This is a genomic window from Bradyrhizobium sp. 142, assembly GCF_023074015.1.
Classification (GTDB): Bacteria; Pseudomonadota; Alphaproteobacteria; order Rhizobiales; family Xanthobacteraceae; genus Bradyrhizobium.
This window is the reverse complement of record NZ_JADPKQ010000389.1, coordinates 73,076-98,722: the sequence shown is the minus strand read 5'-3', so window position 1 is coordinate 98,722 and position 25,647 is coordinate 73,076. Positions and strand designations below refer to the sequence as shown.

The following is a 25,647-nucleotide window of genomic DNA, read 5'->3' as shown; positions in this document are numbered from 1 at the left end:
ATGCGGTGCCGACCAACAGTCGGGCGCTCAGCGCCTTCCGCTTCTTCGTCATCGAACTCTGGAGACGCACGCTCCGGCGCCGCAGCCAGACCGATGGCATGAGGTGGGAGACGATCAGTCGCCTCGCCTGTGACTGCCTCCCCAGGCCCAACATCCGTCATCCTTGGCCGCGAGCACGCTTCGCCGTCACTCACCCGAGGTGGGAGCCGTATGCGGGAAAGCCGCACGTACGGATCTGTGCGGGGGGCGCTCAGCAATGAGCGTCCCTCCCGCGACCGCTTCGCTCGCAATGACGAGGAGGCGGCAGTTCTATCCCGTGTTCCCCACCCGATACCCTGCAGCAGGATGTGGCGCGCCCAGCCTTGCGCGGCCCGCGCCGAACAGCTTCTCCCGCAGAGTGCCGTTCGCATAGTCCGGCTTGTAGCGCTCACGGCGGGTCAGCTCGGGCACCAGCATGTCGGCAATATCCTCGAAGTCGCCCGGCGAGATCGCGAATGCGATGTTGAGACCGTCGACGTCGGTCGCTTCGAACCATGCTTCGATCTTGTCCGCGACTATCTCCGGCGTGCCGACCACGACGGGACCCGCGCCGCCGACGCCGACATGCTCGATGACATCACGCACGGTCCAGATGCGGTCGGGATCGGCCCGGGTGACGTTGTCCATCGCGCTGCGGCCGGCGTCGTTTTGGACGTGGCGCACCTGCTGGTCGAGGTCGTAGCCGGAGAAGTCGACGCCGGTCCATCCCGACATCAGCGCCAGCGCGCCTTCCGGACTGATGTGGCGGCGATAGTCGGCATACTTTTCCTTCGCCTCCGCCTCCGTCCGCCCGAGGATGATCGTCATCATCGAGAACATCAGGATCTCCGCCGGATTGCGGCCGAGCGCGGCAGCCTCCTGGCGGATCGCGGAGACGCGAGGGCCGATCACTTTGGCCGACGGCCCCGACATGAACACGCATTCGGCATGCTTTGCCGCGAATTGCCGCCCGCGTGGGGATGTGCCGGCCTGGTACAGCACCGGCGTGCGCTGCGGCGACGGCTCGCTGAGATGAATGGTGTTGTTGATGCGGTAATTCGCGCCCTTATGGTTGACGCGATGAACCTTTGTGGGATCGGTGAAGATGCCGCGCTTGCGATCGCGCAGCACCGCGCCGTCTTCCCAGCTCCCTTCCCAGAGTTTATAGACGACCTCCATATACTCGTCGGCAATGTCGTAGCGATCGTCATGTCCGGTCTGCTTGTCCTTGCCGGCGCCGCGCGCGGCGCTGTCGAGATAGCCGGTGACAACGTTCCAGCCGATCCGTCCCTCGGTGAGATGATCCAGCGTCGACATCCGACGCGCAAAGGGATAGGGCGGCTCGAAGGACAGATTGCTGGTGACACCGAAGCCGAGATTTTGCGTCACCGCCGCCATTGCCGAGAGCAGCAGCAGCGGCTCGTTCGACGGCGTCTGCGCTGCGTTACGCAAGGCTGCGTCAGGGCTGTTGCCATAGACGTCATAGACCCCGAGCACGTCCGCCAGGAACAGCCCGTCGAAACGGCCGCGCTCCAGCGTTTTGGCAAGATCGATCCAATAGGGCAGGCGGTTATAGTCGGCAGTGCGGTCGCGCGGATGGGTCCACAGGCCCGGTGATTGGTGTGCGACGCAATTCATCGCAAATGCGTTGAGCCTGATCTGCTTGGCCATGCTGGTCCCTCGGCGCCCTGTACCGGGCACTCTTCGAATGATAGATGTGCGCCCGAACTTGGCGAAGTTCTTGCATATAACTCGGCCTTGGCAAGGCCAAAATCGCCAGCGCGGCTGCCCTTGGCAAGCCAATCTCAAGAGAGCAAGAACGAAATCCCAAGAACTATCCGGTCCCCGCCACTTTCGAAGGCCCACCCGTCTCGGGTATGCTCCTTCGTCTCGCAATCCTGAAAAGCAACTGATGACCAGAGCCGACGCCATCGCCCGCGCCCGTGAGGATTTCAAGTCCGGCGCGTTCCTCGCCGAACTCGACCGCCGCGTCGCTTTCCGGACCGAAAGCCAGAACCCCTCGCGCAGCGCAGAGCTGCGCGCCTATCTGGAACAGGAGATGCAGCCTGCTTTCGCGGCGCTGGATTTCGAAAGCCGCATGGTCGAATCCCCGAGCGGCAAGGCGCCGTTCCTGTTCGCCGAGCATCGCGAGAGCGAGACGGCGCCGACGGTTCTGATCTACGGCCATGGCGACGTCGTCGACGGTATGGAAGGCGAGTGGCGCGAGGGCCGCGATCCCTGGCGCACCACGGTTTCAGGCGCGCGGCTCTACGGCCGCGGCACCGCGGACAACAAGGGCCAGCACAGCATCAACATGGCGGCGCTCCGCGCGGTGCGCGACGCCCGCGGCGGCAAGCTCGGCTTCAATGCCAAATTCATCGTCGAGATGGGCGAGGAGATCGGTTCGCCCGACCTCGGCAAGGTCTGCGATCTCAACCGCGACGCATTGAAGGCCGACCTGTTCATGGCCTCGGATGGGCCGCGCTTGTCCGCAGACCGGCCGACCCTGTTTCTCGGCTGCCGCGGCGGCATCCGCATCCATCTCGACGTCAACCTTCGCGATGGCGGGCACCACTCCGGCAATTGGGGCGGCGTGCTTGCCAACCCCGCGACCATTCTGGTCAACGCGATTGCCACGCTGGTCGACGGCCACGGCCGCCTTCAACTCGATGCGCTGAAGCCGCCGCGCCTCACCAACCAGATCCGCAGCTATCTCGCGGAGGTGCAGGTCATGCCGACCGAAGACGAGCCGGCACTCGCGGAGAACTGGGGCGAAGAAGGATTGTCGGCGGCGGAGCGGCTCTACGCCTGGAACACGCTCGAAGTGCTGGCGATGTCGTCCGGCAATATCGAGAAGCCGGCCAACGCCATTCCCGGCCATGCCAATGCCGTGCTGCAACTGCGTTTCGTGGTCGGCACCAGGATCGACGGCCTGATCGAGGCCATTCGCGCGCATCTGACCGCAAAGGGCTTTCCGATGGTCGAGGTGCGGGCGGCCCAGAGCTTTGCCGCCTCGCGCACCGATTTTGACAGCCCCTGGATCAAATGGGCGGCGGATTCGGTGCGCGAGACCACCGGCAAGACACCGGCGGTGCTGCCGAATTTCGGCGGCTCGCTGCCGAACGACGTATTTTCCGAGATTCTTGGCCTGCCGACGATCTGGGTCCCGCACTCTTATCCCGGCTGCTCCCAGCATGCGCCCAATGAGCACATCCTGCTGCCTTTGACCGAAGAGGCCTTAACGGTAATGGCCGGCCTGTTCTGGGATCTCGGCGAATTGCCCAGCCCGCTAACCTGAGCCGTTAACCTGAGCCGCGTTCCAGCCGAAAGTCACATTCTAATCTGGGCCGATTTGTGCTTGCATCCGGCCGCATCATCCTGAAAGGGGAAGAAAAAAGTGAAACATTTCCGTACCATCGGCATCGCGCTGGCCGCGACCTTTGCCGTCAGCCAGGCCGGGGCCCAGGAGCTGACTGGCACGCTGAAGAACATCAAGGACACCGGCGCGATCACGCTCGGCTTCCGCGACTCCTCGATCCCGTTCTCCTATCTCGACGACAACCAGAAGCCCATCGGCTTCGCGATGGACATCTGCTACAAGATCGTCGACGCCGTGAAGAAGGAGCTCAAGCTCGACAAGCTCGAGGTCAAGCTCAACCCGGTGACTTCGGCGACCCGCATCCCGCTGATGGCCAACGGCACCATCGACCTCGAATGCGGTTCGACCACCAACAATGCCGAGCGGCAGAAGCAGGTCGCTTTCACCAACACCCATTATTTGACTGCCAGCCGCTACGTCTTCAAGAAGTCGAGCGGCCTCAAATCGATCGATGACCTCAAGGGCAAGTCGGTGGTCTCGACGGCCGGCACCACGAACATCAAGCAGCTCACCGAGGCCAACGTCGCGCGCGGTCTCGGCGCCAACATCATCCCGGCCAAGGATCACGCCGAGTCCTTCCTGATGGTCGAAACCGACCGCGCGGTGGCCTTCGTCATGGACGACATCCTGCTTGCGAGCCTCGTTGCCGGCTCGAAATCGCCGGACGACTACGTCATCTCCAAGGATGCGTTCTCCAAGCCCGAGCCCTACGGCATCATGCTGCGCAAGGACGACGCGCCGTTCAAGAAAGTGGTCGATGCGGCGACCGCCGCGCTCTACACCTCCGGCGAGGGCGAGAAGATCTACAACAAGTGGTTCACGCAGAAGATCCCGCCGAAGGGTCTGAACCTCAACACCCCGATCTCAGCCGAGCTGAAGAACGAGTTTGCCAAGCCCACGGACTCGCCAAACCCGGACGACTATAAGTAGACTGAGCTGTTCGCCTCTCCCCGCAAACGGGGAGAGGCAGCACATTCCGGCCATTCTGGAAGGAGTGGCCGGACATTTGCATAGGCGCCTGCCACATCCATGATCGGCGCGTTCGCGCGGGGGACACGTGAACTACCACTGGAACTGGGGAATTTTCTTCCAGCCGAACCCGATGGGGACCGGCACCTATCTCGACATGCTGCTGGCGGGATTGGTGCTGACCCTCAAGACGGGTGCGCTCGCCTGGGTCATCGCGCTGATCACCGGCTCGATCGTCGGCGTGATGCGCACGCTGCCGTCGAAGGGGGCGTACTGGTTCGGCTTTGCCTATGTCGAATTCTTCCGCAATATGCCGCTGCTGGTGCAGCTCTTCTTGTGGTTCTTCGTGCTCCCGGAAGTGCTGCCAAGATCTGCCGGACTGTGGCTGAAGCAACTGCCGAACGCGCCATTCTGGACGGCTGCGATCGGCGTCGGGTTCTTCATGTCGGCCCGCGTCGCCGTGCAGTTGCAGGCTGGCATCGGCTCGCTGCCGCGCGGGCAGAAGATGGCGGCGACTGCGCTGGGCCTGACGACAATGCAAGGCTACCGTTACATTCTGCTGCCGATGGCGTTCCGCATCATCCTGCCGCCGCTGACGTCCGAGTTCCTTAACACCATCAAGAATACGGCCGTGGCCATCACCATCGGCCTGCTCGAACTCACCGGACAGGCGCGCTCGATGCAGGAGTTCTCGTTCCAGGTGTTCGAGGCCTTCACCGCCGCGACCATCCTCTATCTCCTCGTCAACGCCGTCGTCGTGACCGCGATGCGTTTCCTTGAGCGCTACGTCGCGATCCCCGGCTACATCACGGGGAAATAGCACCATGTTCAGCAATTTCGATTTCGATGTCATCCGCCGCGCGCTGCCCTATCTGTTCTATGAGGGCATGACATTCACGGTGACGCTGACGGCGCTCGCCGCACTCGGCGGCCTGATCTTCGGCACGGCCATCGCGCTGATGCGGCTCTCCGGCTTAAAGATCTTGGGCCATATCGCCGGCGTTTATGTCGACTTTATGCGTTCGCTGCCACTGGTGCTGGTGATCTTCTGGTTCTACTTCCTGGTGCCCTATATCGGGCAATGGGTGACCGGAGCGTCGCGGCCGATCAGCGTCGGCGCGTTCGCGTCCTCGCTCATCACCTTCATCATGTTCGAGGCCGCCTACTTCTCCGAAATCATGCGTGCCGGCATCCAGTCGATCTCGCGCGGCCAGCCGGCCGCGGCCAGCGCGCTCGGTCTCAGCTATGCGCAGACCATGCGCTACGTCGTGCTGCCGCAGGCATTCCGCAACATGCTGCCGGTCCTGATCACGCAGACCATCGTGCTGTTCCAGGACACCTCGCTGGTCTACGTATTGTCGATCACGGATTTCCTCGGTGCAGCCAGCAAAGTCGCGCAGCGCGATGGCCGTCTGGTCGAGATGTATCTATTCGCTGCCATCGTCTATTTCACCATTTCCTGTGTTGCGTCCTTTGGCGTTCGCCGCCTGCAGGCGCGCATCGCCATCATTCGATAGAGCGTGTCGGTCATGATCGAAATCAGCCACGTCAACAAATGGTATAGCCCGACCTTCCAGGTGCTGACCGACTGCACTACCAGCGTCACCAAGGGCGAGGTGGTGGTGGTCTGCGGGCCCTCGGGCTCGGGCAAGTCGACGCTGATCAAATGCGTCAACGCACTGGAGCCGTTCCAGAGCGGTGACATCAGTGTCGATGGCACCAAAGTCAACGATCCCAAGACCAATTTGCCGAAACTGCGCTCGCGGGTCGGCATGGTGTTCCAGCACTTCGAGCTGTTTCCGCATCTGAAGATCATCGACAATCTCTGCCTAGCGCAGCAAAAGGTGCTCGACCGTCCCCGCGACAAGGCAGTCACGAAGGGCATGAAGCTGCTGGAGCGCGTCGGGCTGAAGGAACAGGCGCAGAAGTTTCCTGCGCAGCTTTCCGGCGGCCAGCAGCAGCGCGTGGCGATCGCTCGCGCCCTCGCCATGGACCCGATCGTCATGCTGTTCGACGAACCGACCTCGGCGCTCGACCCCGAAATGGTGAGCGAGGTGCTCGATGTCATGGTCGACCTCGCCCATGACGGCATGACCATGATGGTCGTCACTCACGAGATGGGCTTTGCCCGCAAGGTCGCCAATCGCGTGATCTTCATGGACCGCGGCGAGATCGTCGAGGACGCGCCGAAGGACGACTTCTTCGGTAAGCCGCGCAGCGACCGCGCGCAGAAATTCTTGTCGAAGATTCTCTCTCACTGACCGGTCGTCATTCCGGGACGCGCCGCTTGGCGCGGGCCCGGAATCCATCGGGCGGCAGTACACGAGGTGAAATGGATTCTCAGATGCGCAATTGCGCATCATAGCTCGCGACCACGTCGCGCCCCGGAATGACGAATCGAGGGGTGCTCGGTGCCTCCAATTGACGTATAAGCGCGCTGATTTCCCCTTTCCCCGCCAGGAGACCTGCCTTGGACTCGATCGCCTACGTCAACGGCTCATTCGTCCCGCTCTCGGACGCCAAAGTCTCGGTTCTCGATCGCGGCTTCCTGTTCGCGGACGGCATCTACGAGGTTTCGGCCGTGCTCGACGGTAAGCTGATCGACAATGCCTCGCATCTGGCGCGGCTGGAGCGCTCGGTCGGCGAGATCAAGCTGAAGTTGCCGGAAACCGTCGAGCGCATCACCGCGATCCAGAAGGAGTTGATCGCGCGCAACAAGGTCGCAAGCGGCCTCGTCTATCTCCAGGTGACGCGCGGCGCCGACAAGGGCCGCGACTTCGCCTTCCCCAAGGGCGACGTCAGGTCGAGCCTGGTGATGTTCACCTCCGAAAAGGACATCATCAACGCGTCCTCGGCCAAGACCGGTATCAACGTGATCACGGTGCCCGACATCCGCTGGGAGCGTCGCGACATCAAGAGCGTGGCGCTGCTGGCGCAGGTGCTGGCGAAGCAGGCCGCGGCCGAAGCCGGTGCCGCTGAAGCCTGGATGCTGGAGGACGGGTATGTCACCGAGGGCGGTTCGTCCTCGGCGTTCATCCTGACCAAGGACGACGTCATCGTGACCCGCAAGAACTCCAATGCGATCCTGCCGGGCTGCACCCGCAAGGCTGTGGTGGCACTAGCCGAAGAGCGCCAGCTCCGCGTCGAGGAACGTTCCTTCACGGTCGCCGAAGCGCTCGCCGCCAAGGAAGCGTTCGCCACCTCGGCCTCGCTGTTCGTGCAGCCGGTGGTCGCGATCGACGGCCAGAAGATCGGCGACGGCAAGCCGGGCCCGATGGCAATGCGTCTGCGCGAGATTTATGTGGAGTTTGCGAAGGCGACGGCGGTTTGAGAAGCCGGCGTTGCGGACGGCGAGAGATGTGATAACGTCACCGCATACTCCGCCGTCATCGTCCGGCTTGGCCGGGCGATCCAGTACGCCGCGGCGGTTGTTCTGATTCTCGCTGTCTCTGGAATACTGGATGCCCCGCTTTCGCGGGGCATGACAGTTGCAAGTGTGGTAGCAGCGTTGCCTTCCTTACGCCGATCAACGCCCCTCACGCCGGTGCCTTTACCTTCACCGGGTGAATCGCCCGGAACGAGATCGCCAGCCTGTTCCAGGCATTGATGGTCGCGATCAGCATGGTCAGGTTCACCGTCTCCTCCTCGGAGAACTGCGCGCGGACCTGCGCGTAGACGTCGTCGGGCGCGTGCGTCTCCGCGATCAACGTCGCCGACTCGGTCCACGCCAGCGCGGCCCGCTCGCGGTCGGTGTAGAGCGGGGATTCGCGCCAGGCGTTGAGCAGATAGATGCGCTGCTCGCTCTCCCCGCGCTTGCGGGCGTCCTCGGTGTGCATGTTGATGCAGAAGGCGCAGCCGTTGATCTGAGACGCGCGGATCTTGACGAGCTCGATCAGCGATTTCTCGAGTCCCGTCGACTGGATATGCGTCTCTAATGCGTTCAACGCTTTGATGGTGTCCGGGGCTGCCTGGTAGAAGTTCATGCGGGGCTTCATGGTCGTTCTCCTTGCTTGCTGGGTTGATGTCAGTGCGCTCCCCCGGCCGAGACATGGCCGGGCTTCTTCAGGAACAGGGCGGCGATCAGGGCCACGATCAGTGCCACGCCGAGCAGATAGAAGGTGTCGCTGAAGGCCTGGATATAGGCCTGCTTCTGCACGATATGGCCGACCGCGACATAGGCACGATGCGTCGCATCCGAACGGTCGAGGATGCCGTGATTGACGAAATACTGCGTGAGTTGCTCCAGCCGCGTGCGGGTGGCCTGCTCGAACATCGAGACCGACTGCATCAGCACGTTGGAGTGATACTGCTCGCGCTTGGTCAGCACGGTCTGCAACAGCGCGATGCCGACGGCGCCGCCGAGATTGCGCATCATGTTGAACAGGCCGGAGGCCGAGCCCGCGTTCTCCGGCTCGATGCCGGCGGTCGCCACCGCCGATAGCGGCGCCATCACCAGCGCCTGGCCGATCGCGCGGACCACGTTCGGCCAGAGCAGCTGGTCGGCGGCATAATTGCTGGTCATGTAAATGTTCATGAAGTTGGACGCAGCGAACAGCACGAAGCCGATGCCGATGATGATCCGTGCATCGAACCGCTGCATCAGACGCGGCACCAGCGGGATCAGCACCAGCTGCGGCAAACCGGTCCACGCCAGCACCATGCCGATCTGCTCCGCATTGTAACCCTGAATGCGTGACAGATATTGCGGCAGGATGAACACTGAACCGTACAACGCGACGCCGAGCAGGAAGTTCGCGAGCATGCCGAAGCCGAAATTGCGGCGGACCAGCAGGCGCAGGTTCAACAGCGGCTTCTGGACCGTCAGTTCGATGATGAGGAAAGCGGTCAGCGCGACACCTGCGATCACCGACAGCCTAACGATGAAGGGCGAACCGAACCAGTCATCCTTGTTGCCTTCTTCCAGCACGGTCTGGAGCGCGGACAGGCCGATCGCCATGGTGACGATGCCGGCCCAGTCGCCCTCGCGCAGCAGCGAGAGCTTCATCAGCTTGGCATCCAGGGCGTACCAGAGCATGCCGACCATGATCGCGCCGGGCACGAGGTTGACGTAGAATATGTACTGCCAGCCGAAATTCTCGGTGAGATAGCCGCCGATGGTCGGACCGATCGCGGGTGCAAACGTCGCGGACAGCGCGAACAGCGCCAGGCCGACCGGCTGTTTTCCGCGCGGCAGCAGCGTGATGATGAGCGTGAACGCCATTGGGATCAGCACGCCACCGGTAAAACCTTGCACCGCACGGAGCACGATCATCTGCGGCAGGTCCTGCGCCAGCGCGCAGGCCGCCGACAGGACCAGGAACAGGACCGCGTTGGTGAGGAGATAGATGCGGATCGAGAACACCTGCGCGAGCCAGCCGGACAGCGGGATCACCACGATCTCGGCGATCAGATAGGAGGTCGAGATCCAGCCGCCATCGTCGATGCCGGCGCCGATCGCGCCCTGGATGTCGGCGAGCGAGGCGTTGACGATCTGGATGTTCAGCACCGCCATGAACGCGCCGAGCGTGGCGCCGATCACGGCGATCCAGGTCCTGGCGGAAACAGCCGGCACCGCGGGTGCCGCGGCCGGGGCGGGGATGCTGGGGGTGGAAGCGGCGCTGAGGGTCGGCTGGAGCGTGCTCATGGAAGCCTCGTCTCGGTTACGGAGACAGGATGCGTTAGACGGAGGATCCTCTCAGCGTTAGCCGCCGTTTGGCCGCGCAGTGTTCTCGGCAACTCGCTTGGCGATCTCGCGCTCAGCCAACACGGTCGCCTTGGTGTCGACGGTTGGCACCGCCGACATGCCCGGTCGCAGCAGGCCGGTCAGGCTGTGGTCGTCGAGCACGATTTTTACCGGCACGCGCTGCACGATCTTGGTGAAATTGCCGGTGGCGTTGTCAGGCGGCAGCAGCGCGAATTCGAGCCCGCTCGCCGGCGACAGGCTGTCGACGTGGCCGCGCAGGGTCCGGCTGTGGAAGCTGTCGACATGCAGCTCGACCGGCTGGCCTGGGCGTACATGGGTGAGCTGCGTCTCCTTGAAGTTCGCGACCACATAGACCGCATCGAGCGGCACCACCGCCATCAATTGTGTGCCCGCCTGCACGAATTGCCCGACGCGCAGCGAGCGGGCGCCGACAGTGCCGTCGACCGGCGCGGTGATCTCGGTATAGGACAGGTTCAGCTGTGCCTGGTCTGCGACCGCGCGGGCGCGTGCGAGCTGGGCTGTGGCCTGGGCGCGCTGGGTGGTGAGCACGTCGACCTTGCGCTGCGCGGCCACCAGGCCCGATTTGGCATGCTGCAATTGCGCGTTGCTGGCGCGGAGCGCCGCATCGGTCTGTTGTGCGCGCTGGATCGTGCCGGAGCCCGACTTCATGAGATCGTCGTAGCGGGCGCGCTCTTCCTGCGCGAATTTCAGATTGGCATCGGCTGCTGCGACGTCGGCGGTGCTTTGCTCGATGACCGGCTGTTGCAGCTCGAGCTGGGCATCGAGGTTGCGCACCGAAGCTTCCGCAGCGGCGACGTCGGCGCGGGCCTGGTCGAGCGCCGCCTTGAAGTCGCGATCGTCGATCTTCGCCAGCGCCTCACCTGCCCTGACCTTCTCGTTGTCGCCGACCAGCACCTTTGCGATGTAGCCGGACACCTTGGGCGCGATGATCGTGGAATCGGCCTTCACATAGGCATCATCGGTTGTCTCGAGGTAGCGGCCGCTCGTCCAGTAGTCGTGGCCGAAATAGGCGACTGTTGCCGTGCCGGCGAGGAACGCCAGCACCAGGGCCAAGCGCCGGACCACGTTCCGGGCCGGGACACGTGTAGTCCACTTGGAATAATCATCAATGATTTCAGCTGCTTGCTGGAAGTTCTCGGTGCGGGGCATTTCGGACATGTCAGTCTCCTGTCGGCTTCCCGGAAATATCGGTCTTTCTGGTTCGCGCGATAATCGGCGAAATGTCGGAAGGACTATCCATCAAAAGTGGATAACCGGGCCTCGCCTTGAGTGGATGGTCTAGCAAGCCAGGCGCGCGACTACCCCAGAGCGATTGCCGTATTTGCCGAGCGATTGCTGCTAACGCATCCGGTGCGGCCGACTTCGAGGACGAAGCGCTGTGGGGAGACTGATGGCGGTATCGACCAGCTAGTTGCGTGAACTATCCGATAGATAATCGGTGCGAAATCCTTGCGATTATCGATCAAACGCGGATAATCCGGCGGCCATGGACCGATTGACCAGCCTCGAAGTATTCAGCCGGGTGGTTGAGTCCGCCGGCTTCTCCGCAGCAGCCCGCAAGCTCAACATGTCGACCACCATGGTGAGCAATCACGTTCAGGCACTGGAAGACCGCCTCGGGGTGAGGCTGCTTCACCGCACCACGCGCAAGGTCAACCTCACCGAGATCGGCAAGGCCTATTACGATCGCTGCGTTCAGATACTGGCCGATATCGAGCAGGCCGACGACATCGCCGGCGCGCTGCAATCGACGCCGCGCGGCACGTTGCGGATCCACACCGCCACCCACATGGTGCCGTTCGTCGCGCCTGTAATGGCCGAATTCCTCGCGACCTATCCCGAGGTCAAGGTCGACCTGCGCATGGGGGAGACCAATATCGATATGATCGAGGAGGGTTTCGATCTCGCGCTGCGCATGACCGCGCCGGCGGATTCTAGCCTGATCGTGCGGAGCCTCGCGACTTGGCGGCACGTGCTGTGCTGCTCCCACGCCTATCTCGAGGCGCATGGGCGCGTGCAGAAGCTCGAGGATCTCACTGAGCATAATTGCGTCCGCCACGTGAACTATCCCTTCGACGAATGGCGCTTCTTCGATCGCAAGGGTTCGCAGGCCTCGGTGCGCGTGTCGGGCAATCTGATCACGAACAGCGGCGAAGCGCTGCGCGAGGCTGCGTTGCAGGGCGCCGGCATCAGCCTCGCGGCTGGATTTCTGGTGCGCGACGATCTCGATGCCGGTCGGCTGGTGCGCCTCTTGCCGGAATATCGTCCGGTCGAGATGTCGATGAATGCGGTCTATCCGCACCGCCATCATCTGTCCGCGAAGGTCAGGACCTTCATCGACATGCTCGTTGAGCACAGTGCCAGGCAGCAGAAGCTGATCAATCCGTATTCATGAGACACTTGCCTAATTCCTCATCCTGAGGAGCGCGTTCTTGCGCGCGTCTCGAAGGATGAAGGCCCGGCTGGTGGCCTCGCCCTTCGAGACGGCCGCTCCGCGGCCTCCTCAGGGTGAGGGGATAACATGTGTTCGCGTCAGCGCGGCGGGGGCAGGCGACCGAACACCTGCTCCAGCGCCATTCCAATCGCGAGCAGGCGGCGATCGCTGCCCGCCGGACCATCCAGCTCCATGCCGATCGGCAATTTGCTTGCGGCACCAAGCGCGATCGGAATCTGGATACCGGGAATACCGGCATTGCTCCCGGGATCGGTGTTCTGGATGAACAGGCCGAAATTCTCCAGACTACTGGAGTCCGGGTTGGAGGCAATCGCGACGCGCGGCGTGGTCGGGAAGGCGATGGCGTCCAGCCTGTTGACGGCAAATGCACTCGCGTAGAGTGCCTGAAGCGCCGGCCGTGCGGTACGGATCGCGCTGTCGTAGATCGGCTTGGCGTCGACCAGCGTGTTGTCGGGACCGGGCAGTTTGCGCGGGATCACCAGGCCGTCATAGGTGCCCTTTACATCCGGACTGGCGATGCCGCGCGCGAGCACCTCGATGGTGAGGCCGGTGCCGGTGTGCTTGAGATAGGCGACCATGTCGTCATAGGCCTCGTACAACGCGACCGGGAAGCCGACTTGGCCGTTGAGCTCAGCGAGCTGCGGCATCTCGATCTCGATCACGCTGACGCCCTGCGCTCCCATCCGCGCGATCGCCGCGTGGAAGGCGTCGTCAGTGTCGATATCGAGATTGACGAGCATCGTCCTCACGATGCCTATCCGCACCCCCGCGAGATCAGCTGGCACCACCGCATCGCCACCCGCGATGACGCGGTCGAGCAGCGCGACGTCGGCCATGGTCGCTGCCATCGGGCCGGCGGTATCGCGGGTGTGCGAGATCGGCGCGATGCCCGCTTGCGGATAGCGTCTGACGGTCGGGCGTAACGACGCGCATCCATTCAGCGCAGCCGGCACTCGGACCGAACCGCCGGTGTCGGTGCCGAGCCCGCCTGCGACGATCCGCGCGCCGATCGCGGCGCCCGTTCCGGACGAGGAGCCGCCGGCAATCAGCGCGCGATCATAGGCGTTGCGTACGCCGAACTCTGGGCCGGTCTTGAACGCCGTGTTGTAGCCGGAGATGCCGAAGGCGAGCTCGTGCATGCTGGTCTTGCCCATGATCACCGCGCCTGCGACCCGCAATTTTGTGACCACCGGCGCGTCGGCCTGCGGCACATAGTCTTTCAGCGCCGGCGTGCCCGCGCTACAGGGCAGTCCCGCGACCTCGATATTGTCCTTGATCACGATGGGAACGCCGCCGAGCGGCTTGTCCCTGTCGCCGTTCGCGTCGAATGCCGCAGCGGCCTTCAGGGCGCCGGCCTCGTCCAGGGTGACGAAGGCGTTGAGGTCGGCATCCGCCTTGGCGCGGGCCAGCGCTTCTGTCGTGAGCGCTTTGCTCGTCACTATTCCAGCGCGGAGGTCGGCTGCGGCCTGGGTCAGGGTCAACTGGTCGAAATCCATGATGCGTCACCCGAATGCAGGGCCATCATGACGGTGCCCTCTCGAGCCGTGAGGCTGGGGCTTCGTCGGCGTCGCGTCAACCGGTGGCCCGCACCTTTGGCGGCCGCAATGCGGTCAAATCCGCAAGCAGGCGTTCCACTTCGGCCCTCACCTTCGTAATAGCCGAAGCCTTCACCGGCCCGTAGCCGCGGATATCCATCGGGGCTCTGGCGACCGCGACAACATCAGAGAGGCGCTCGGCGTCGAGACCGTCGAGCATCCGATCGATCAACCCCTGGTACCAGGCGATCAGCTCCCGCTCCGTACGCCGTTCGGCCGTGTAGCCGAATGGATCGAGGGGCGTGCCGCGCAATCCCTTCAAGCGCGCGAGCACGGACAGCGGCACCTGGATCCACTGGCCGAAGGCGCGCTTGCGCGGACGGCCACGGGCATCGCGCTTGGACGGAAGCAAGGGCGGCGCGAGGTGATATTTGATGCTGAAGTCGCCGTCGAATTCTCGCTTCAATTCGTCGAGGAAGTCGCTCTGCATGTGCAGGCGCGCCACCTCGTATTCGTCCTTGTAGGCCATCAGTTTGAACAGGGCGCGCGCCACCGCTTCGGTCAGCGCCTCACTGCCCAGCGCCGCCTCCGCGTTGCGGACCTTCGTCACGAGCGTCCGGTAGCGCCTTGCATAAGCGGCATCCTGATAGGCGGTGAGGAATTCGGCGCGGCGGGTGATGAGTTGATCAAGCGTCTCGAATGTTGGAGTGCTGTCCGGCTTCGGTACCGAGTCCAGATCGGCGGCGGCGATCCGGCCCCAGGCAAGCGCCTGCTTGTTGCGTTCGACCGCCACGCCATTGAGCTCGATCGCGCGCAACAGCGCTTGTAGCGAGATCGGGACCAATCCATGCTGCCAGGCGAAGCCGAGCATGATGATGTTGGCATAGACGGCGTCGCCGAGCAGCCGTTCAGCGAGCTCGTTCGCATTGATGGTATCGAGATTATTCTCGCCAATGACCTGGCCGATCGCGCGCAGGCGGGCGGGCGAGGCGAGATCGGCGTCGCGGAAGCGGACGACGTCGCCGGTCGGCATCTCCGCCGTGTTGATCGCGGCGCGCGTGCCGCGGCGGTAGGTGCCGGACGCTTTTGGCGAGGAGCTCACCACGAGATCGCAGCCGATCAGCGCATCGGCCGCGCCCTGGTCGACGCGAACCTGATGCAATGAATCCGGGAAAGTTGCCAGACGGATATAGCTCAGCACAGGTCCGAATTTTTGCGCAAAGCCGGTGAAATCCAGCACCGAGACGCCGCGGCGTTCGAGATGCGCGGCCATGCCGATCAGGGCGCCGACGGTAATCACGCCGGTCCCGCCGACACCGGTCACGAGCAGGTCGTAGGGTCGATCGAGCGAGACGGGCGCAGGCAAGGGAAGCGTCGCCGCACGGCCGACCGCGTCGATCTGGCTAGCGGCCTTCTTCCGGCGCGTCGCACCCTCGACGGTGACGAAGCTCGGGCAGAAACCGTTGAGGCAGGAAAGGTCCTTGTTGCAGGCCGACAGATTGATCCGCCGCTTGCGGCCGAACGGCGTCTCCTTCGGCTCGACACTGAGGCAGTTGGATTCAACCGAGCAGTCGCCGCAACCCTCACAGACGAGATCGTTGATGTAGGCAAAGCGCTTGGGGTCGGCCATCTGTCCGCGCTTGCGCCGCCGTCGTTTTTCGGTGGCGCAGGTCTGCTGATAGATCAGGACCGATACCTCGGGGATGTCGCGTAGCTCGCGCTGTACGGCGTCCATTTCCTCGCGCGGGTGAATGGTCACGCCGATGGGCAGGTCCGCTAGTGAGAACTGCGAGGGGACGTCCGACACCAGCGCGATGCGCGTCACGCCTTCCGCGCGGACACTGTGCGCGATCGCATGCACGCTCACGGGGCCATCGACCGGCTGGCCGCCGGTCATGGCCACGGCATCGTTGAACAGGATCTTGTAGGTGATGTTAGCCTTTGCCGCGATCGCCTGCCGGATCGCCATCGAGCCGGAGTGATAATAGGTGCCTTCGCCGAGGTTCTGGAAGATATGCCTTTGGCCCGTGAATCGCGACGAGGCCGCCCAGTTCACGCCTTCGCCTCCCATCTGGATCAGCGACGAGGTCTCGCGGTCCATCCAGCTCGCCATGAAATGGCAGCCGATGCCGGCCAGCGCCTTCGAACCTTCAGGGACTTTCGTTGAAATGTTGTGCGGGCAGCCCGAGCAGAAATAGGGCGTGCGTGTCGCACCGGCGACGTTGATCGTTCGGGCCGCCTCCGGCAACAGCGCGGCGGCACGCGCGGCGAGATTGAGGCCCGGAAACATCGGATCGAGCCGGCGAGCGAGCACGCCAGCCAGCGCGCGCGGCGACAATTCGCCGATCCAGGAGATCAGCCGTGCGCCGGTCTCGTCGTGCTTGCCGACCATGCGCTCGGGCTTGCTGCCGGGATAGTCGTAGAAATACTCTTTAAACTGGCTCTCGATGATGCCGCGCTTTTCTTCGACCACGAGAATCTCGCGCTTGCCCTTCACGAATGCCATGGCGTCATGTAGCGCCAATGGCCAGACCATGCCGACCTTGTAAATGTCGATGCCGATGCTGCGGCACGCGGCTTCGTCGAGCCCTATCAGCCGCAGTGCTTCCATCAGGTCGAGATGCGCCTTGCCGGTGGTGACGATGCCGAAGGTGGCGTCGGCGACGTCGTAGATGTGGCGGTCGATCGGATTGGCTTTCGCAAAGGCGTAGACCGCGTGCTTCTTCGCCTCCAGCCGCTCCTCGATCTGCGGCCCCGGCAGATCGGGCCAGCGATAATGCAGCCCGCCCGGTGGCGGCGTGAAGTCCGGCGAGAGGAAGGCGCGCGGCGGGCGCAGCGCGACGGACGCGCCTGACTCCACGATCTCCGAGATCGCCTTGAAGCCGACCCACATGCCGGAGAAGCGGCTCAGCGCGTAGCCGTACTCGCCGAACGCGAGGTATTCGCCGATGCTGGCCGGATGCAGCGTCGGCATGAACCAGCTCATGAAGGCGACATCGGACTGGTGCGGCATCGAGGAGGAGACGCAGCCATGGTCGTCGCCGGCGATCACCAGCACGCCGCCATGCGGCGAGGAGCCGTAGGCGTTGCCGTGCTTGAGCGCATCGCCGGAGCGGTCGACGCCGGGTCCCTTACCGTACCAAAGTCCGAACACGCCATCGACCTCGCGGTCGGATTGCGTCTCGACCTGCTGCGAGCCGAGCACTGCGGTCGCCGCGAGGTCCTCGTTGACAGCTGGGAGGAATTCGATGCGGTCCCGCTTCAGGCGCCCGTTGATGCGCCAGAGCTCGAGATCGATGCCGCCGAGCGGCGAGCCACGATAGCCGGAGATGAAGCCGGCGGTGTTGAGGCCGCGCACACGATCGCGCCGCGCCTGGTCGAGTGCGATGCGGACGATCGCCTGCGTGCCCGTGAGGAAGACGCGGCCCTCCTCCCGGTCGTAGCGGTCGGAGAGCTCGTAGGTATCGAGTGACGGAATGGCGTCCATGGCGCACCTCGCGCGGCGTCCCTGCCGGATCGGCAAAGGTTAAGCCTGGGGCGCTGGTAGGTCTTACCTATTCATTCCGTCTTTAGCTGAAATCTGGTAGGATTTTGCGTGCCTGCGCGCCTTACGGTATAGTATGCCGAACTGAGGTGCCATCGTGATCGAAGACCAGGACGCGCGGATTCTTGGCCATCTCCAGAAGGACGGCCGCGCTACCAATCAGCAGCTTGCGGATGAGGTTGGCATGTCGACCTCGGCCTGCTGGCGGCGGGTGCGCGCGCTCGAGGAGACCGGCGTCATCCGGGGCTATGCGGCACTGGTCGCGCGAGAGCAGGCCGGCTTTGCAATGTCCGCCATCCTCCATGTCTCGCTGGAGCGGCACGACGCCAAATTCGTCGACGAATTTGTGGCCCGGGTAACGACGCGCCGCGAGGTGCTGGAGTGTTTTGCGACGACGGGTGACGCCGACTATCATTTGCGCGTCGTCGTGCAGGACATGGCCGCCTACAACAGGTTCCTCGACGACTTCATGTTTCGCATTCCCGGCATCCGCTACGTCCGCAGCAACGTGGTGCTGAAGGAGATCAAGACCAGCGTGGCGCTGCCGTTCTAGCCAGTCCGGTACACAAATGTTTCCCCTCATCCTGAGGGCTTGCGGAGCAAGCGTCTCGAAGGGCGAGGCCAAGAGCGGGGCCTTCATCCTTCGAGACGCGCGAAGACGCGCTCCTCAGGATGAGGGTCGGATAGTGCGCCGCGCAGCCGAGTGTACAGGCTACCGCTGCTCGCGCACGAATCGATTTCGCAGCGTGGCGATGCCGGTAATGTCGATCTCCACGACGTCGCCGTGCTTGATATCGGGCGAGGCGCCGTCGGTACCCATCCAGATCACGTCGCCGGGCCACAGCGTAAAATACTTGGTCAGCTCGATCAGGAACGGTACCACACCAAAAATCATGTCGTTGGTGCGGAAGCGGTTGGTCACTTTGCCGTTGACACGGACGACGGTCTGCATCTTGGCGAGATCGGCCTCGGTCTCGATCCACGGGCCCATCGGCTTGAACGTGTCGGCGTTCTTCGACCGCCACAGGCTGCGATCGGCCTTCTGCCAGCTGCGCTCGCTGACATCGTTGCCGATGGTGTAGCCGAACACGCAATCCATCGCGTTCTCCTCGGTGAGATGCTTCACCTTCTTGCCGATGACGACGACCAGCTCTCCCTCATAGTGGATCTTCTCCGTCGCAAAAGACGGGATTACAACCTCCTCGTCATGTGCGACCAGCGCGTTTTGGGCACGGTAGCCGATCTCCGGTCTGTCAGGGACGGCCGGCACCTCGCCGCGCTTGTCGGCGGCTTCCTTCAGGTGCTTCAGATAGTTCAGGCCGACGCAATAGAAGGTGCGCGGGATCAGCGGCAGCTCGATCTTCACTCGCGCTAAGGGAAACCTCTGCGAGGTGCGCTGCCATTCCCCAAAGGGATCGCCGTCGACAGCGATCGCCTGATCGCCTTCAACGATCCCCCATGACGTTTTGCCAGAGGCAGTGAATTTGAGCCAGCGCATGTCAGATCCCCTGCTATTCCGCGGCGTCGCGCGGCTGCACTTTCCAGGCGCCGGCCGCCGGCCGCTTCAGCCCGAGATTTTCCCGCAGCGTCTTGCCGCGATAGTCCTTCTGGAACAAGCCGCGGCGCTGCAATTCCGGCACGACATGGTGCACGAAATCGGCGTAGGAGCCGGGCACATAGGTCGCGGCGATGACGAAGCCGTCGCAGCCGCGTTCGACGAACATCTCTTCGAGCCTGTCTGCGATCTCCTTGGGCCCACCGACCATCGCGTCCTGAACCTGGCCGCGGCCGGAGAAGGTAACGAAGTCGCGCGCGCTTGGGTTGCTCTTGCCGGAGGTTTTCAGCACGCCGTCGCGGATGCCCAAAAGCCCCTGCATGTTCTTGAGCTCTTCCGTCGTCAGCGGCTCGTCGAGATCTTTCGAGGCGAAATCATAGTTGAGCGCTTCGGCGAGCAGAGACAGCGCGTCGATCTGGAGCGGCAGCTTGTTGATCAGCGCCATCTTGTCCTCGGCTTCGGACCTGGTCGCGGCGCAGACCGGCGTCGTCAGGTTGCAGAGGAACATCTGGTCGGGATCGCGACCGGCTTTGGCCGCCTCGTTGCGCACGGCCGCGTAGCCGTCCTTTGCTGCGGCGAGATTGCGCGCGGCGGTGAAAATCACCTCACCCCAGCGCCCGGCAAAGCGCTGGCCGCGGCCGGACGCGCCGGCCTGGATAATCACGGGATGGCCTTGGTCAGAGCGCGGCACCGTGAACGGTCCACGCGACTTGAAGGCCGGTCCGTTGTGATCGAGCCGCTTCACCTTGGCCGGATCGGCGAAACGGCCGCTCTTCTTGTCCATGATGAGCGCGCCGTCCTCCCAGGTGTCCCAGTGGCCGAGCACGACCTCCATGAATTCGTCGGCGCGGTCGTAGCGGGAGTCGTGCTCGGGATGGGAATCCTTGCCCATGTTGAGCGCCTCGCCGTCATTGAGGGAAGTGACGACGTTCCAGCCGGCCCGCCCGCCCGACATCAGGTCGAGCGTTGCGAAGCGCCGGGCGACGTCGAACGGCTCGTAATAGGTCGTTGAGCAGGTCGCCCCCAACCCGAGCATGTCGGTGACCAGTCCCATCGTGGTCAGCACGATCAGCGGGTCCATCTTAACGCAGCGGATGCCGTATTCGACGGTGTGGGCGTGATCGTTGCCATAGCGGTCCGGCATCGCCAGGCGATCGTCGAAGAAGGCCATGTGGAATTTGCCGGCCTCCAGGATGCGCGCGATCTCCTGATAGTAGTCCGCCGACATCGAATCGTCGCGCGAGTCCGGATGCCGCCAGGAGCTCGGCAAGTTGGTGCAGTTCTGTGCCTGGAGGAAGCCGACCAGTACCATTTGCCGCGTCATGCTGCTGTTCTCCAAATTCCGTCAGGCCAGATCGAGCATTGTGTCGAGCCTGTAATCGCGCGCCAGCGCGCGCAGCTTCTCCCAGGTCGCGTCCTCGATCTCGATGCCGTCGCGAAGCCGTTGCTGCTCGCGCAAGCCCTCGATTTCGCCGGGATAGAACACGCCCTTGCTGCCTTCGGACGGAGGAGCAGCGCCGCGCTAATGCGCGTGAGGCGGTCGGCCTTGACAATCGGCATGGCGCTTCCTCGGGTCATCGCCCTTGGCGGGCTCTGGTTGTTGGGGGCCATCGTCTCAAAGCACAGGTGCGATATCAATCTCCCGTAAACCAATACAGGGCTGCAAATTCGTAAAGAGAACGCGCCTTTGGTCGAACGCGCCATCCCGTACGGCAGGATTCCGGACAGTTTCGCGCCGGTTGTTCGCAGCTCGTTCACTTTGATTGACGGTTTGCGGGGACCAATAACGACCATTTAGGCCATCGCCTTCATAAAGCTACCCGGGAGAAAATGGCAGAAATGTCGGGGAGTTGAGATCGTGCAAACGCCCCTCGCGCGCACATTTGCAGCGTTGAGCGCCATCAATGAAGCGATCCTTTATGCGAAATCGCCGGACGAGCTGTACCAGAGGGTCTGCGACGCCGGGTTTTCGAGTGGGGACTTCATGGCAGTGGCCGTGTTCCTGGTGGAGCCGGACGGCCAGCGGCTACGGTTTGCGGCTGGCTGCGGCGACGACGTTGCGCGGTTGCGTGCGATCAAGATCACCACGGAGGCCGGTACGCCGGAAGGATCGGGCGTCGGCGGCGAAGCCTTTCGCAGCCGGAGGCTCTGCATCAGCAACGATTTCCTGAACGATCCGCGCTCGCTCGCGTGGCGCGAGGGCGCGTCGCGGGCTCATATCGGCGCCGCCGCGGCGCTGCCATTGTTGTGCAATGGTCAGAGCGTCGGCGTGCTGTACGTGACGCGCAGCGAGGCCGGCTCGCTGAATGAGCAGATGGTGTCGCTGTTCGAGCGCATGTCGGCCAACATTACCTATGCGCTGGACAATTTCGCCCGCGAAACCGCGCGGCAGACCAGCGAGCGGGCGACCCGCCGGCTTAATCGCATGTTCGGCGCCATCAGCGCCACCAACGAAGCCATTCTCCGCGCCAAGACCGAGCAGGAGCTTTACCAGCTCGTGTGCGACGCCTCCGTGCATGGCGGCAAGTCACTGGCGACCATCGTCCTGCTTCGCGAGACGGATTCGCATTGGATGAGTCCGGTCGCTTCCACGGGACAGAACCTGGAGCTGGTCACCCAGTCACGCTATTCGATCGACCCTGAAAACCCCTACGGCAAGGGCATCTCCGGCGAGGTGTTCCGGACCCAGAAAGCCATCGTCGAGGAAGATCTCGCCAGCCGCATCCGGGGAACGCCTTGGGAGCAGGCCAATGTCAATACCGGCGTCGCCGCCTGCGTGGTAGCGCCTCTGATCAAGCGCGGCGAAAGCGTCGGCGTGCTCTTGTTCTTCGTCAGCAGGTCGTGGGCCAGGGACGAGGAGGTCGTCGCGCTGCTGGTGCGCATGGCGGAGAACGTCTCGTTCGCGATCGACAATTTCGACCGAGAGACCGAGAAGGCCAGGATCGCTGCGGAAGAAGAGCGTCTCGCGCGGATGTATGCCGCGCTCAGCGCCACCAACGAGGCGATCCTGCGGGCGCGCTCGCGCGCCGAACTATTTGATCTCGTCTGCGAGGCGACGGCGCAGGGCGCCAAGTTCACCTCGGCAACCATTGCGCTTGTCGACCATGGCGCCGAGCAGCTGCGCGTCGTCGCCTGCTACGGACCGAACGCGGATCAGGTCCGCATTTTCAAGTTTTCCACCTCGAACCAAGTGCCCGAAGGGCGGGGATTGACCGGCACCGCGTACCGCACGCGCCGGCCTGCCATAAGCAATGACGTGCTGGCAGACGACCGCATCAAGCCCTGGCAGGCCAGCGCCCGCCGCAACGGCATCGCGTCGTGCGCCGCGCTGCCTCTGTTCAACGGCGACAGGCTGGAAGGGGTATTCCTGTTCAATTCGCCGGAATGCGGAACGTTCACGCCCGAATTCGTCGAGCTGTTGCGCAAGCTCCAGGCCAACGTGGCCTTCGCGCTGGAAAATTTCGATCGCGCCGAGGAAAAAGCGCGGGCCGACAAGCAGCGTGACCGCCTGAGTGGCATGTTCGAGGCGCTGAGCGCGACCAACGAAGCCATCATGCGGGCCAAGACGCGCGAGGAGCTGTTCGATGTGGCGTGCCAGGCGGCCGTGCTCGGCGGCGTGTTTGCCTCGGCCACAATCGGCATCCTGGACGGCAAACGGGAGCTCGTCCGCGTTGTCGCAGTAAAGGGGCGCCTTCAGGAGCGAATGGTCGGACGTACCTGCTGTGTTTGCGCCGATCATCCCGAGGGTCAGGGAATTATAGAGACATCGCTGCGGACCCGCCGACCCAGTGTCATCAACGATTATCTGAACGATCCGCGATCGCTGCATTGGCATTCCAAGGCGACCGAGGATGGAACGCGGGCCGCTGCAAGCTTCCCGCTTCTGCGGGCCGGCCGGGAGCCGATCGGCATTCTGCTTTTCCTCGCCCCGGAAGCCGATACATTCACGCCCGATCTGGTCGAACTGCTCGGACGCCTGGCCGAAAACGTCTCGTTCGCACTCGACAATTTCGATCGTGCCGAGGAGAAGGCTCGCACCGAGACCCAGAAGGAGCGCCTGACGCGCATGTTCGCGGCGCTGAGCGCCACCAACGAGGCGATCATGCGGGCAAAGTCGCGCGCCGAGCTGTACGACCTCGTCTGCCTCGCCGCATCGAATGGCGCAAAATTCACCTCCACCACCATTGCGCTGGCCAAGGCGGACAGCGACCAGCTGGAAATCGTCGCCAGCGCCGGACCGTCGTCCGACACCACGCGCAACATTCGCCTCTCCACGGACCCCGAACGCCCCGAAGGACGTGGCATGAGCGGCACCGCGTTCCGAACGTGCCAGCCTTGCATCAGCAACGATTATCTCAACGACGACCGCGTCCGCGCCTTCCACGCCGTCGTCCGCGGCGACGGCGCGCGGTCGGGCGCGGCGTTCCCGCTGGTCGCGCACGACCAGGCGGTTGGCGTCATGATCTACATGTCAACCGAACCGGACACTTTTACGGGCGAGTTCGTCGAGCTGTTGCAGCGTCTCGCCGAAAACGTTTCCTTCGCGATGGAGAATTTCGATCGCGCCGACGAGAAGAACAAGGCGGACGAGCGGATCGAATACCTCGCCTCCTATGACAGCCTGACCAACTTGCCCAACCGCGAGACGTTCAACGCGTTGCTGCGAGGAGCGATCGAGACCGCGCAGCGCCAAGAGCTCCGCTTTGCACTGCTGTTCATCGATCTCGACCGCTTCAAAGTCATCAACGACTCGCTCGGCCACGAGGCTGGCGATCTACTACTGCTCGAAGTCGCCGACCGCCTGCGCAACGCCTTACGCGCAAGCGACGTGGTGGCGCGGCTCGGCGGCGACGAGTTCGTGGTGATCCTCGACCAGTGCGGCGAGGTCGACGACGTCCAGCGCATCGCGACCGAACTGCTGACGGTGCTGGGCAAACCCATGGAGCTTGCCGGCCACGAGTGTCACACCACCGCTTCGATCGGCATCGCGATGTATCCAGCCAACGGCGCCGACGCGCAGACGCTGACCAAGAACGCCGACATGGCGATGTATCTCGCCAAGGAAGACGGCAAGAACGGCTATCGCTTCTTCTCCAAGGAGGTGAAGACGCAGTCGATCGAGCGGCTGTCGCTTGAAAGCGCGCTGCGCCGGGCGCTGGAGCGCGAGCAGTTCTCGCTGAACTACCAGCCCAAGGTGGACATGGAGACGAGCCAGATCACCGGCGTCGAAGCGCTGCTGCGCTGGACGCATCCCGATCTCGGCAACATTTCGCCGGCGCAGTTCATCCCGCTTGCCGAGGAAACCGGCTTGATCGTGCCGATCGGCCGCTGGGTGGTGAAGGAAGCGTGCGCGCAGGCGATGGCCTGGCAGCGTCGCGGTCTGCTGCCTGTGTCGATGGCGGTCAACCTGTCGCCGCGGCAGTTTGCCGACGCGCATTTGTTGCAGGACGTCGATGAGGCGCTGGCTGCAAGCGGCATGTCGCCGGTGCTGCTCCAGTTAGAGGTCACCGAGAGCATGATGATGCGCAATGTCGGGCGCGCGCTGAAGGTGCTCGATGCGATCCAGAGCCGCGGCATTCGTCTCGCCATCGACGATTTCGGCACCGGCTATTCCTCGATGTCGCTGATGAAGCATTTCCCGATCGACACCATCAAGATCGACCGCTCCTTCGTGCGCGACCTGCCGCAGGATTCGGAGGACCAGGCGATTGCGCAGGCGATCATCAGCATGGGCAAGGCGCTCGGCATGACCGTGGTTGCCGAAGGCGTCGAGAACGCCGAGCAGGAGGCGTTCCTGCGCGCCCATGGTTGCGACGAGATGCAGGGCTTCCTGATCTCAAAGCCGCTGCCGGCGCGGCAGATGGCCGAGCTGCTGCGGCCGATCGTCCTTCCGCTCGCACCGCCGCTCCAGCCGGAGCCGGAGCCGGTCGCGGACGAGGCCGTGGCGTTACGGTTGGAACGCGCTGTCGTCTGACGGTTGCGGGTGCAGTTCGCGGACGTCCTCTTCCTTGATTTCCGCCTTGCGCGGAAAATCATCCGGCCAGGTCAGCGAGGTTTGTTCGGCGAACAGCGCGATAAGGGCATGCGCGCCATCGGCAAAGCTCGAGCCGTCGCCGAGGCCGAGCTCGGTACACCACGCGTGTCGCATCGGTTCGTGCACGTCGAACATCGCCATCGCCGGTCCCCACCACCAGGCCGGTGCCGGCGAGCGTTCGTCCTCCGGCACCGCGTGCCAGAGCACGAGCTCGTCCATCACGCGCTCGAATTGCAGGCTTGCGGCCTGATGCATTCGCTCCGTGCTCCCTGGGGCCACGCCTGAAATCAGGCGACGCGCCGACTCGATCTGTTTCGCTGTAAAAAATCGGCTCGCGCTATTGGTCGAACCAAGTGTGCCGCCTGCGTCGGCCGCCATACAAAAACGTGCGGCCGCCTGGAAAGTTGCCAACGCTGACTGTCACAGTCTCTTT

The 25,647-nt window shown here is 63.6% G+C and carries 18 protein-coding genes and 1 pseudogene; 9 read left to right on the top strand and 10 right to left on the bottom strand.

What is annotated here, in order from left to right:
- Positions 1 to 309 precede the first annotated feature (309 nt).
- Positions 310 to 1,689: an LLM class flavin-dependent oxidoreductase gene (locus IVA82_RS35935; protein WP_247381414.1), complete on the bottom strand. Its 1,380-nt coding sequence runs from the start codon at positions 1,687 to 1,689 to the stop codon at positions 310 to 312.
- 241 nt (positions 1,690 to 1,930) lie between these two features.
- Here IVA82_RS35935 and IVA82_RS35930 point away from each other — a divergent pair, with 241 nt between their 5' ends.
- The 6 genes from IVA82_RS35930 to IVA82_RS35905 all read left to right on the top strand — a co-directional run bounded on the left by IVA82_RS35930 (position 1,931) and on the right by IVA82_RS35905 (position 7,697).
- Positions 1,931 to 3,316, top strand: a complete 1,386-nt coding sequence (locus IVA82_RS35930; protein ID WP_247381416.1) for a M20 family metallopeptidase — start codon at positions 1,931 to 1,933, stop codon at positions 3,314 to 3,316.
- A gap of 99 nt (positions 3,317 to 3,415) precedes the next feature.
- On the top strand, positions 3,416 to 4,327 hold the full coding sequence (locus IVA82_RS35925; protein ID WP_247381418.1) for an amino acid ABC transporter substrate-binding protein: 912 nt from the start codon (positions 3,416 to 3,418) through the stop codon (positions 4,325 to 4,327).
- Between the two features lie 127 nt (positions 4,328 to 4,454).
- Positions 4,455 to 5,186, top strand: a complete 732-nt coding sequence (locus IVA82_RS35920) for an amino acid ABC transporter permease (protein ID WP_247381420.1) — start codon at positions 4,455 to 4,457, stop codon at positions 5,184 to 5,186.
- A gap of 4 nt (positions 5,187 to 5,190) precedes the next feature.
- The gene (locus IVA82_RS35915; protein WP_247381422.1) at positions 5,191 to 5,883 is read left to right on the top strand and encodes an ABC transporter permease subunit; all 693 of its coding nucleotides are present in this window, start codon (positions 5,191 to 5,193) and stop codon (positions 5,881 to 5,883) included.
- 12 nt (positions 5,884 to 5,895) lie between these two features.
- Positions 5,896 to 6,627 (top strand): amino acid ABC transporter ATP-binding protein, encoded by a 732-nt coding sequence (locus IVA82_RS35910; RefSeq protein ID WP_247381424.1) that lies wholly within the window; start codon positions 5,896 to 5,898, stop codon positions 6,625 to 6,627.
- Positions 6,628 to 6,836: 209 nt separating this feature from the next.
- Positions 6,837 to 7,697: a D-amino-acid transaminase gene (locus tag IVA82_RS35905; protein ID WP_247381426.1), complete on the top strand. Its 861-nt coding sequence runs from the start codon at positions 6,837 to 6,839 to the stop codon at positions 7,695 to 7,697.
- A 205-nt stretch (positions 7,698 to 7,902) separates the two neighbouring features.
- On the opposite strand, the gene IVA82_RS35900 is transcribed toward IVA82_RS35905, so the two are convergent.
- From IVA82_RS35900 to IVA82_RS35890, 3 genes are read right to left on the bottom strand one after another with little or no spacing between them, the layout of a single operon-like run.
- Positions 7,903 to 8,361, bottom strand: a complete 459-nt coding sequence (locus IVA82_RS35900; RefSeq protein WP_247381429.1) for a carboxymuconolactone decarboxylase family protein — start codon at positions 8,359 to 8,361, stop codon at positions 7,903 to 7,905.
- A gap of 29 nt (positions 8,362 to 8,390) precedes the next feature.
- On the bottom strand, positions 8,391 to 10,010 hold the full coding sequence (locus tag IVA82_RS35895; RefSeq protein WP_247381431.1) for an MDR family MFS transporter: 1,620 nt from the start codon (positions 10,008 to 10,010) through the stop codon (positions 8,391 to 8,393).
- 57 nt (positions 10,011 to 10,067) lie between these two features.
- Positions 10,068 to 11,249: an HlyD family secretion protein gene (locus IVA82_RS35890; RefSeq protein WP_247381433.1), complete on the bottom strand. Its 1,182-nt coding sequence runs from the start codon at positions 11,247 to 11,249 to the stop codon at positions 10,068 to 10,070.
- A gap of 328 nt (positions 11,250 to 11,577) precedes the next feature.
- Here IVA82_RS35890 and IVA82_RS35885 point away from each other — a divergent pair, with 328 nt between their 5' ends.
- The gene (locus IVA82_RS35885; protein WP_247381434.1) at positions 11,578 to 12,486 is read left to right on the top strand and encodes a LysR family transcriptional regulator; all 909 of its coding nucleotides are present in this window, start codon (positions 11,578 to 11,580) and stop codon (positions 12,484 to 12,486) included.
- A gap of 137 nt (positions 12,487 to 12,623) precedes the next feature.
- Here the strand turns inward: IVA82_RS35885 and iaaH are convergent, their stop codons facing one another.
- On the bottom strand, positions 12,624 to 14,042 hold the full coding sequence (gene iaaH, locus IVA82_RS35880) for an indoleacetamide hydrolase (protein ID WP_247381436.1): 1,419 nt from the start codon (positions 14,040 to 14,042) through the stop codon (positions 12,624 to 12,626).
- A 76-nt stretch (positions 14,043 to 14,118) separates the two neighbouring features.
- Positions 14,119 to 17,568, bottom strand: a complete 3,450-nt coding sequence (locus tag IVA82_RS35875; RefSeq protein WP_247381438.1) for an indolepyruvate ferredoxin oxidoreductase family protein — start codon at positions 17,566 to 17,568, stop codon at positions 14,119 to 14,121.
- A 154-nt stretch (positions 17,569 to 17,722) separates the two neighbouring features.
- Between IVA82_RS35875 and IVA82_RS35870 the strand changes: the two genes are divergently transcribed.
- The gene (locus IVA82_RS35870) at positions 17,723 to 18,178 is read left to right on the top strand and encodes an Lrp/AsnC family transcriptional regulator (RefSeq protein WP_247381440.1); all 456 of its coding nucleotides are present in this window, start codon (positions 17,723 to 17,725) and stop codon (positions 18,176 to 18,178) included.
- Between the two features lie 159 nt (positions 18,179 to 18,337).
- On the opposite strand, the gene IVA82_RS35865 is transcribed toward IVA82_RS35870, so the two are convergent.
- The 3 genes and pseudogenes from IVA82_RS35865 to IVA82_RS35855 form a co-directional block, all read right to left on the bottom strand.
- Positions 18,338 to 19,123, bottom strand: coding sequence for a fumarylacetoacetate hydrolase family protein (locus tag IVA82_RS35865; protein WP_247381442.1), 786 nt, complete (start codon positions 19,121 to 19,123; stop codon positions 18,338 to 18,340).
- 13 nt (positions 19,124 to 19,136) lie between these two features.
- Positions 19,137 to 20,504: an LLM class flavin-dependent oxidoreductase gene (locus tag IVA82_RS35860; RefSeq protein WP_247381452.1), complete on the bottom strand. Its 1,368-nt coding sequence runs from the start codon at positions 20,502 to 20,504 to the stop codon at positions 19,137 to 19,139.
- A 21-nt stretch (positions 20,505 to 20,525) separates the two neighbouring features.
- Positions 20,526 to 20,690, bottom strand: a pseudogene (locus IVA82_RS35855) (Ldh family oxidoreductase); the annotation flags it as partial.
- Between the two features lie 348 nt (positions 20,691 to 21,038).
- On the opposite strand from IVA82_RS35855, the gene IVA82_RS35850 reads away from it, so the two are divergent.
- Positions 21,039 to 25,154: a GAF domain-containing protein gene (locus IVA82_RS35850; protein ID WP_247381456.1), complete on the top strand. Its 4,116-nt coding sequence runs from the start codon at positions 21,039 to 21,041 to the stop codon at positions 25,152 to 25,154.
- Here IVA82_RS35850 and IVA82_RS35845 read toward each other — a convergent pair.
- Entirely contained in the window at positions 25,128 to 25,469 is a 342-nt protein-coding gene (locus IVA82_RS35845; protein WP_247381458.1) for a hypothetical protein, read from the bottom strand. The genes IVA82_RS35850 and IVA82_RS35845 overlap by 27 nt on opposite strands.
- Positions 25,470 to 25,647: the final 178 nt, after the last annotated feature.

Coding starts and splice junctions, on each gene's coding strand:
- IVA82_RS35930 (WP_247381416.1), top strand. CDS start 1,931: ATGACCAGAGCCGACGCCATCGCCCGCGCCCGTGAGGATTTCAAGTCC.
- IVA82_RS35910 (WP_247381424.1), top strand. CDS start 5,896: ATGATCGAAATCAGCCACGTCAACAAATGGTATAGCCCGACCTTCCAG.
- IVA82_RS35890 (WP_247381433.1), bottom strand. CDS start 11,249: ATGTCCGAAATGCCCCGCACCGAGAACTTCCAGCAAGCAGCTGAAATC.
- IVA82_RS35865 (WP_247381442.1), bottom strand. CDS start 19,123: ATGCGCTGGCTCAAATTCACTGCCTCTGGCAAAACGTCATGGGGGATC.
- IVA82_RS35845 (WP_247381458.1), bottom strand. CDS start 25,469: ATGCATCAGGCCGCAAGCCTGCAATTCGAGCGCGTGATGGACGAGCTC.
- IVA82_RS35895 (WP_247381431.1), bottom strand. CDS start 10,010: ATGAGCACGCTCCAGCCGACCCTCAGCGCCGCTTCCACCCCCAGCATC.
- IVA82_RS35900 (WP_247381429.1), bottom strand. CDS start 8,361: ATGAAGCCCCGCATGAACTTCTACCAGGCAGCCCCGGACACCATCAAA.
- iaaH (WP_247381436.1), bottom strand. CDS start 14,042: ATGGATTTCGACCAGTTGACCCTGACCCAGGCCGCAGCCGACCTCCGC.
- IVA82_RS35875 (WP_247381438.1), bottom strand. CDS start 17,568: ATGGACGCCATTCCGTCACTCGATACCTACGAGCTCTCCGACCGCTAC.
- IVA82_RS35885 (WP_247381434.1), top strand. CDS start 11,578: ATGGACCGATTGACCAGCCTCGAAGTATTCAGCCGGGTGGTTGAGTCC.
- IVA82_RS35935 (WP_247381414.1), bottom strand. CDS start 1,689: ATGGCCAAGCAGATCAGGCTCAACGCATTTGCGATGAATTGCGTCGCA.
- IVA82_RS35915 (WP_247381422.1), top strand. CDS start 5,191: ATGTTCAGCAATTTCGATTTCGATGTCATCCGCCGCGCGCTGCCCTAT.
- IVA82_RS35860 (WP_247381452.1), bottom strand. CDS start 20,504: ATGACGCGGCAAATGGTACTGGTCGGCTTCCTCCAGGCACAGAACTGC.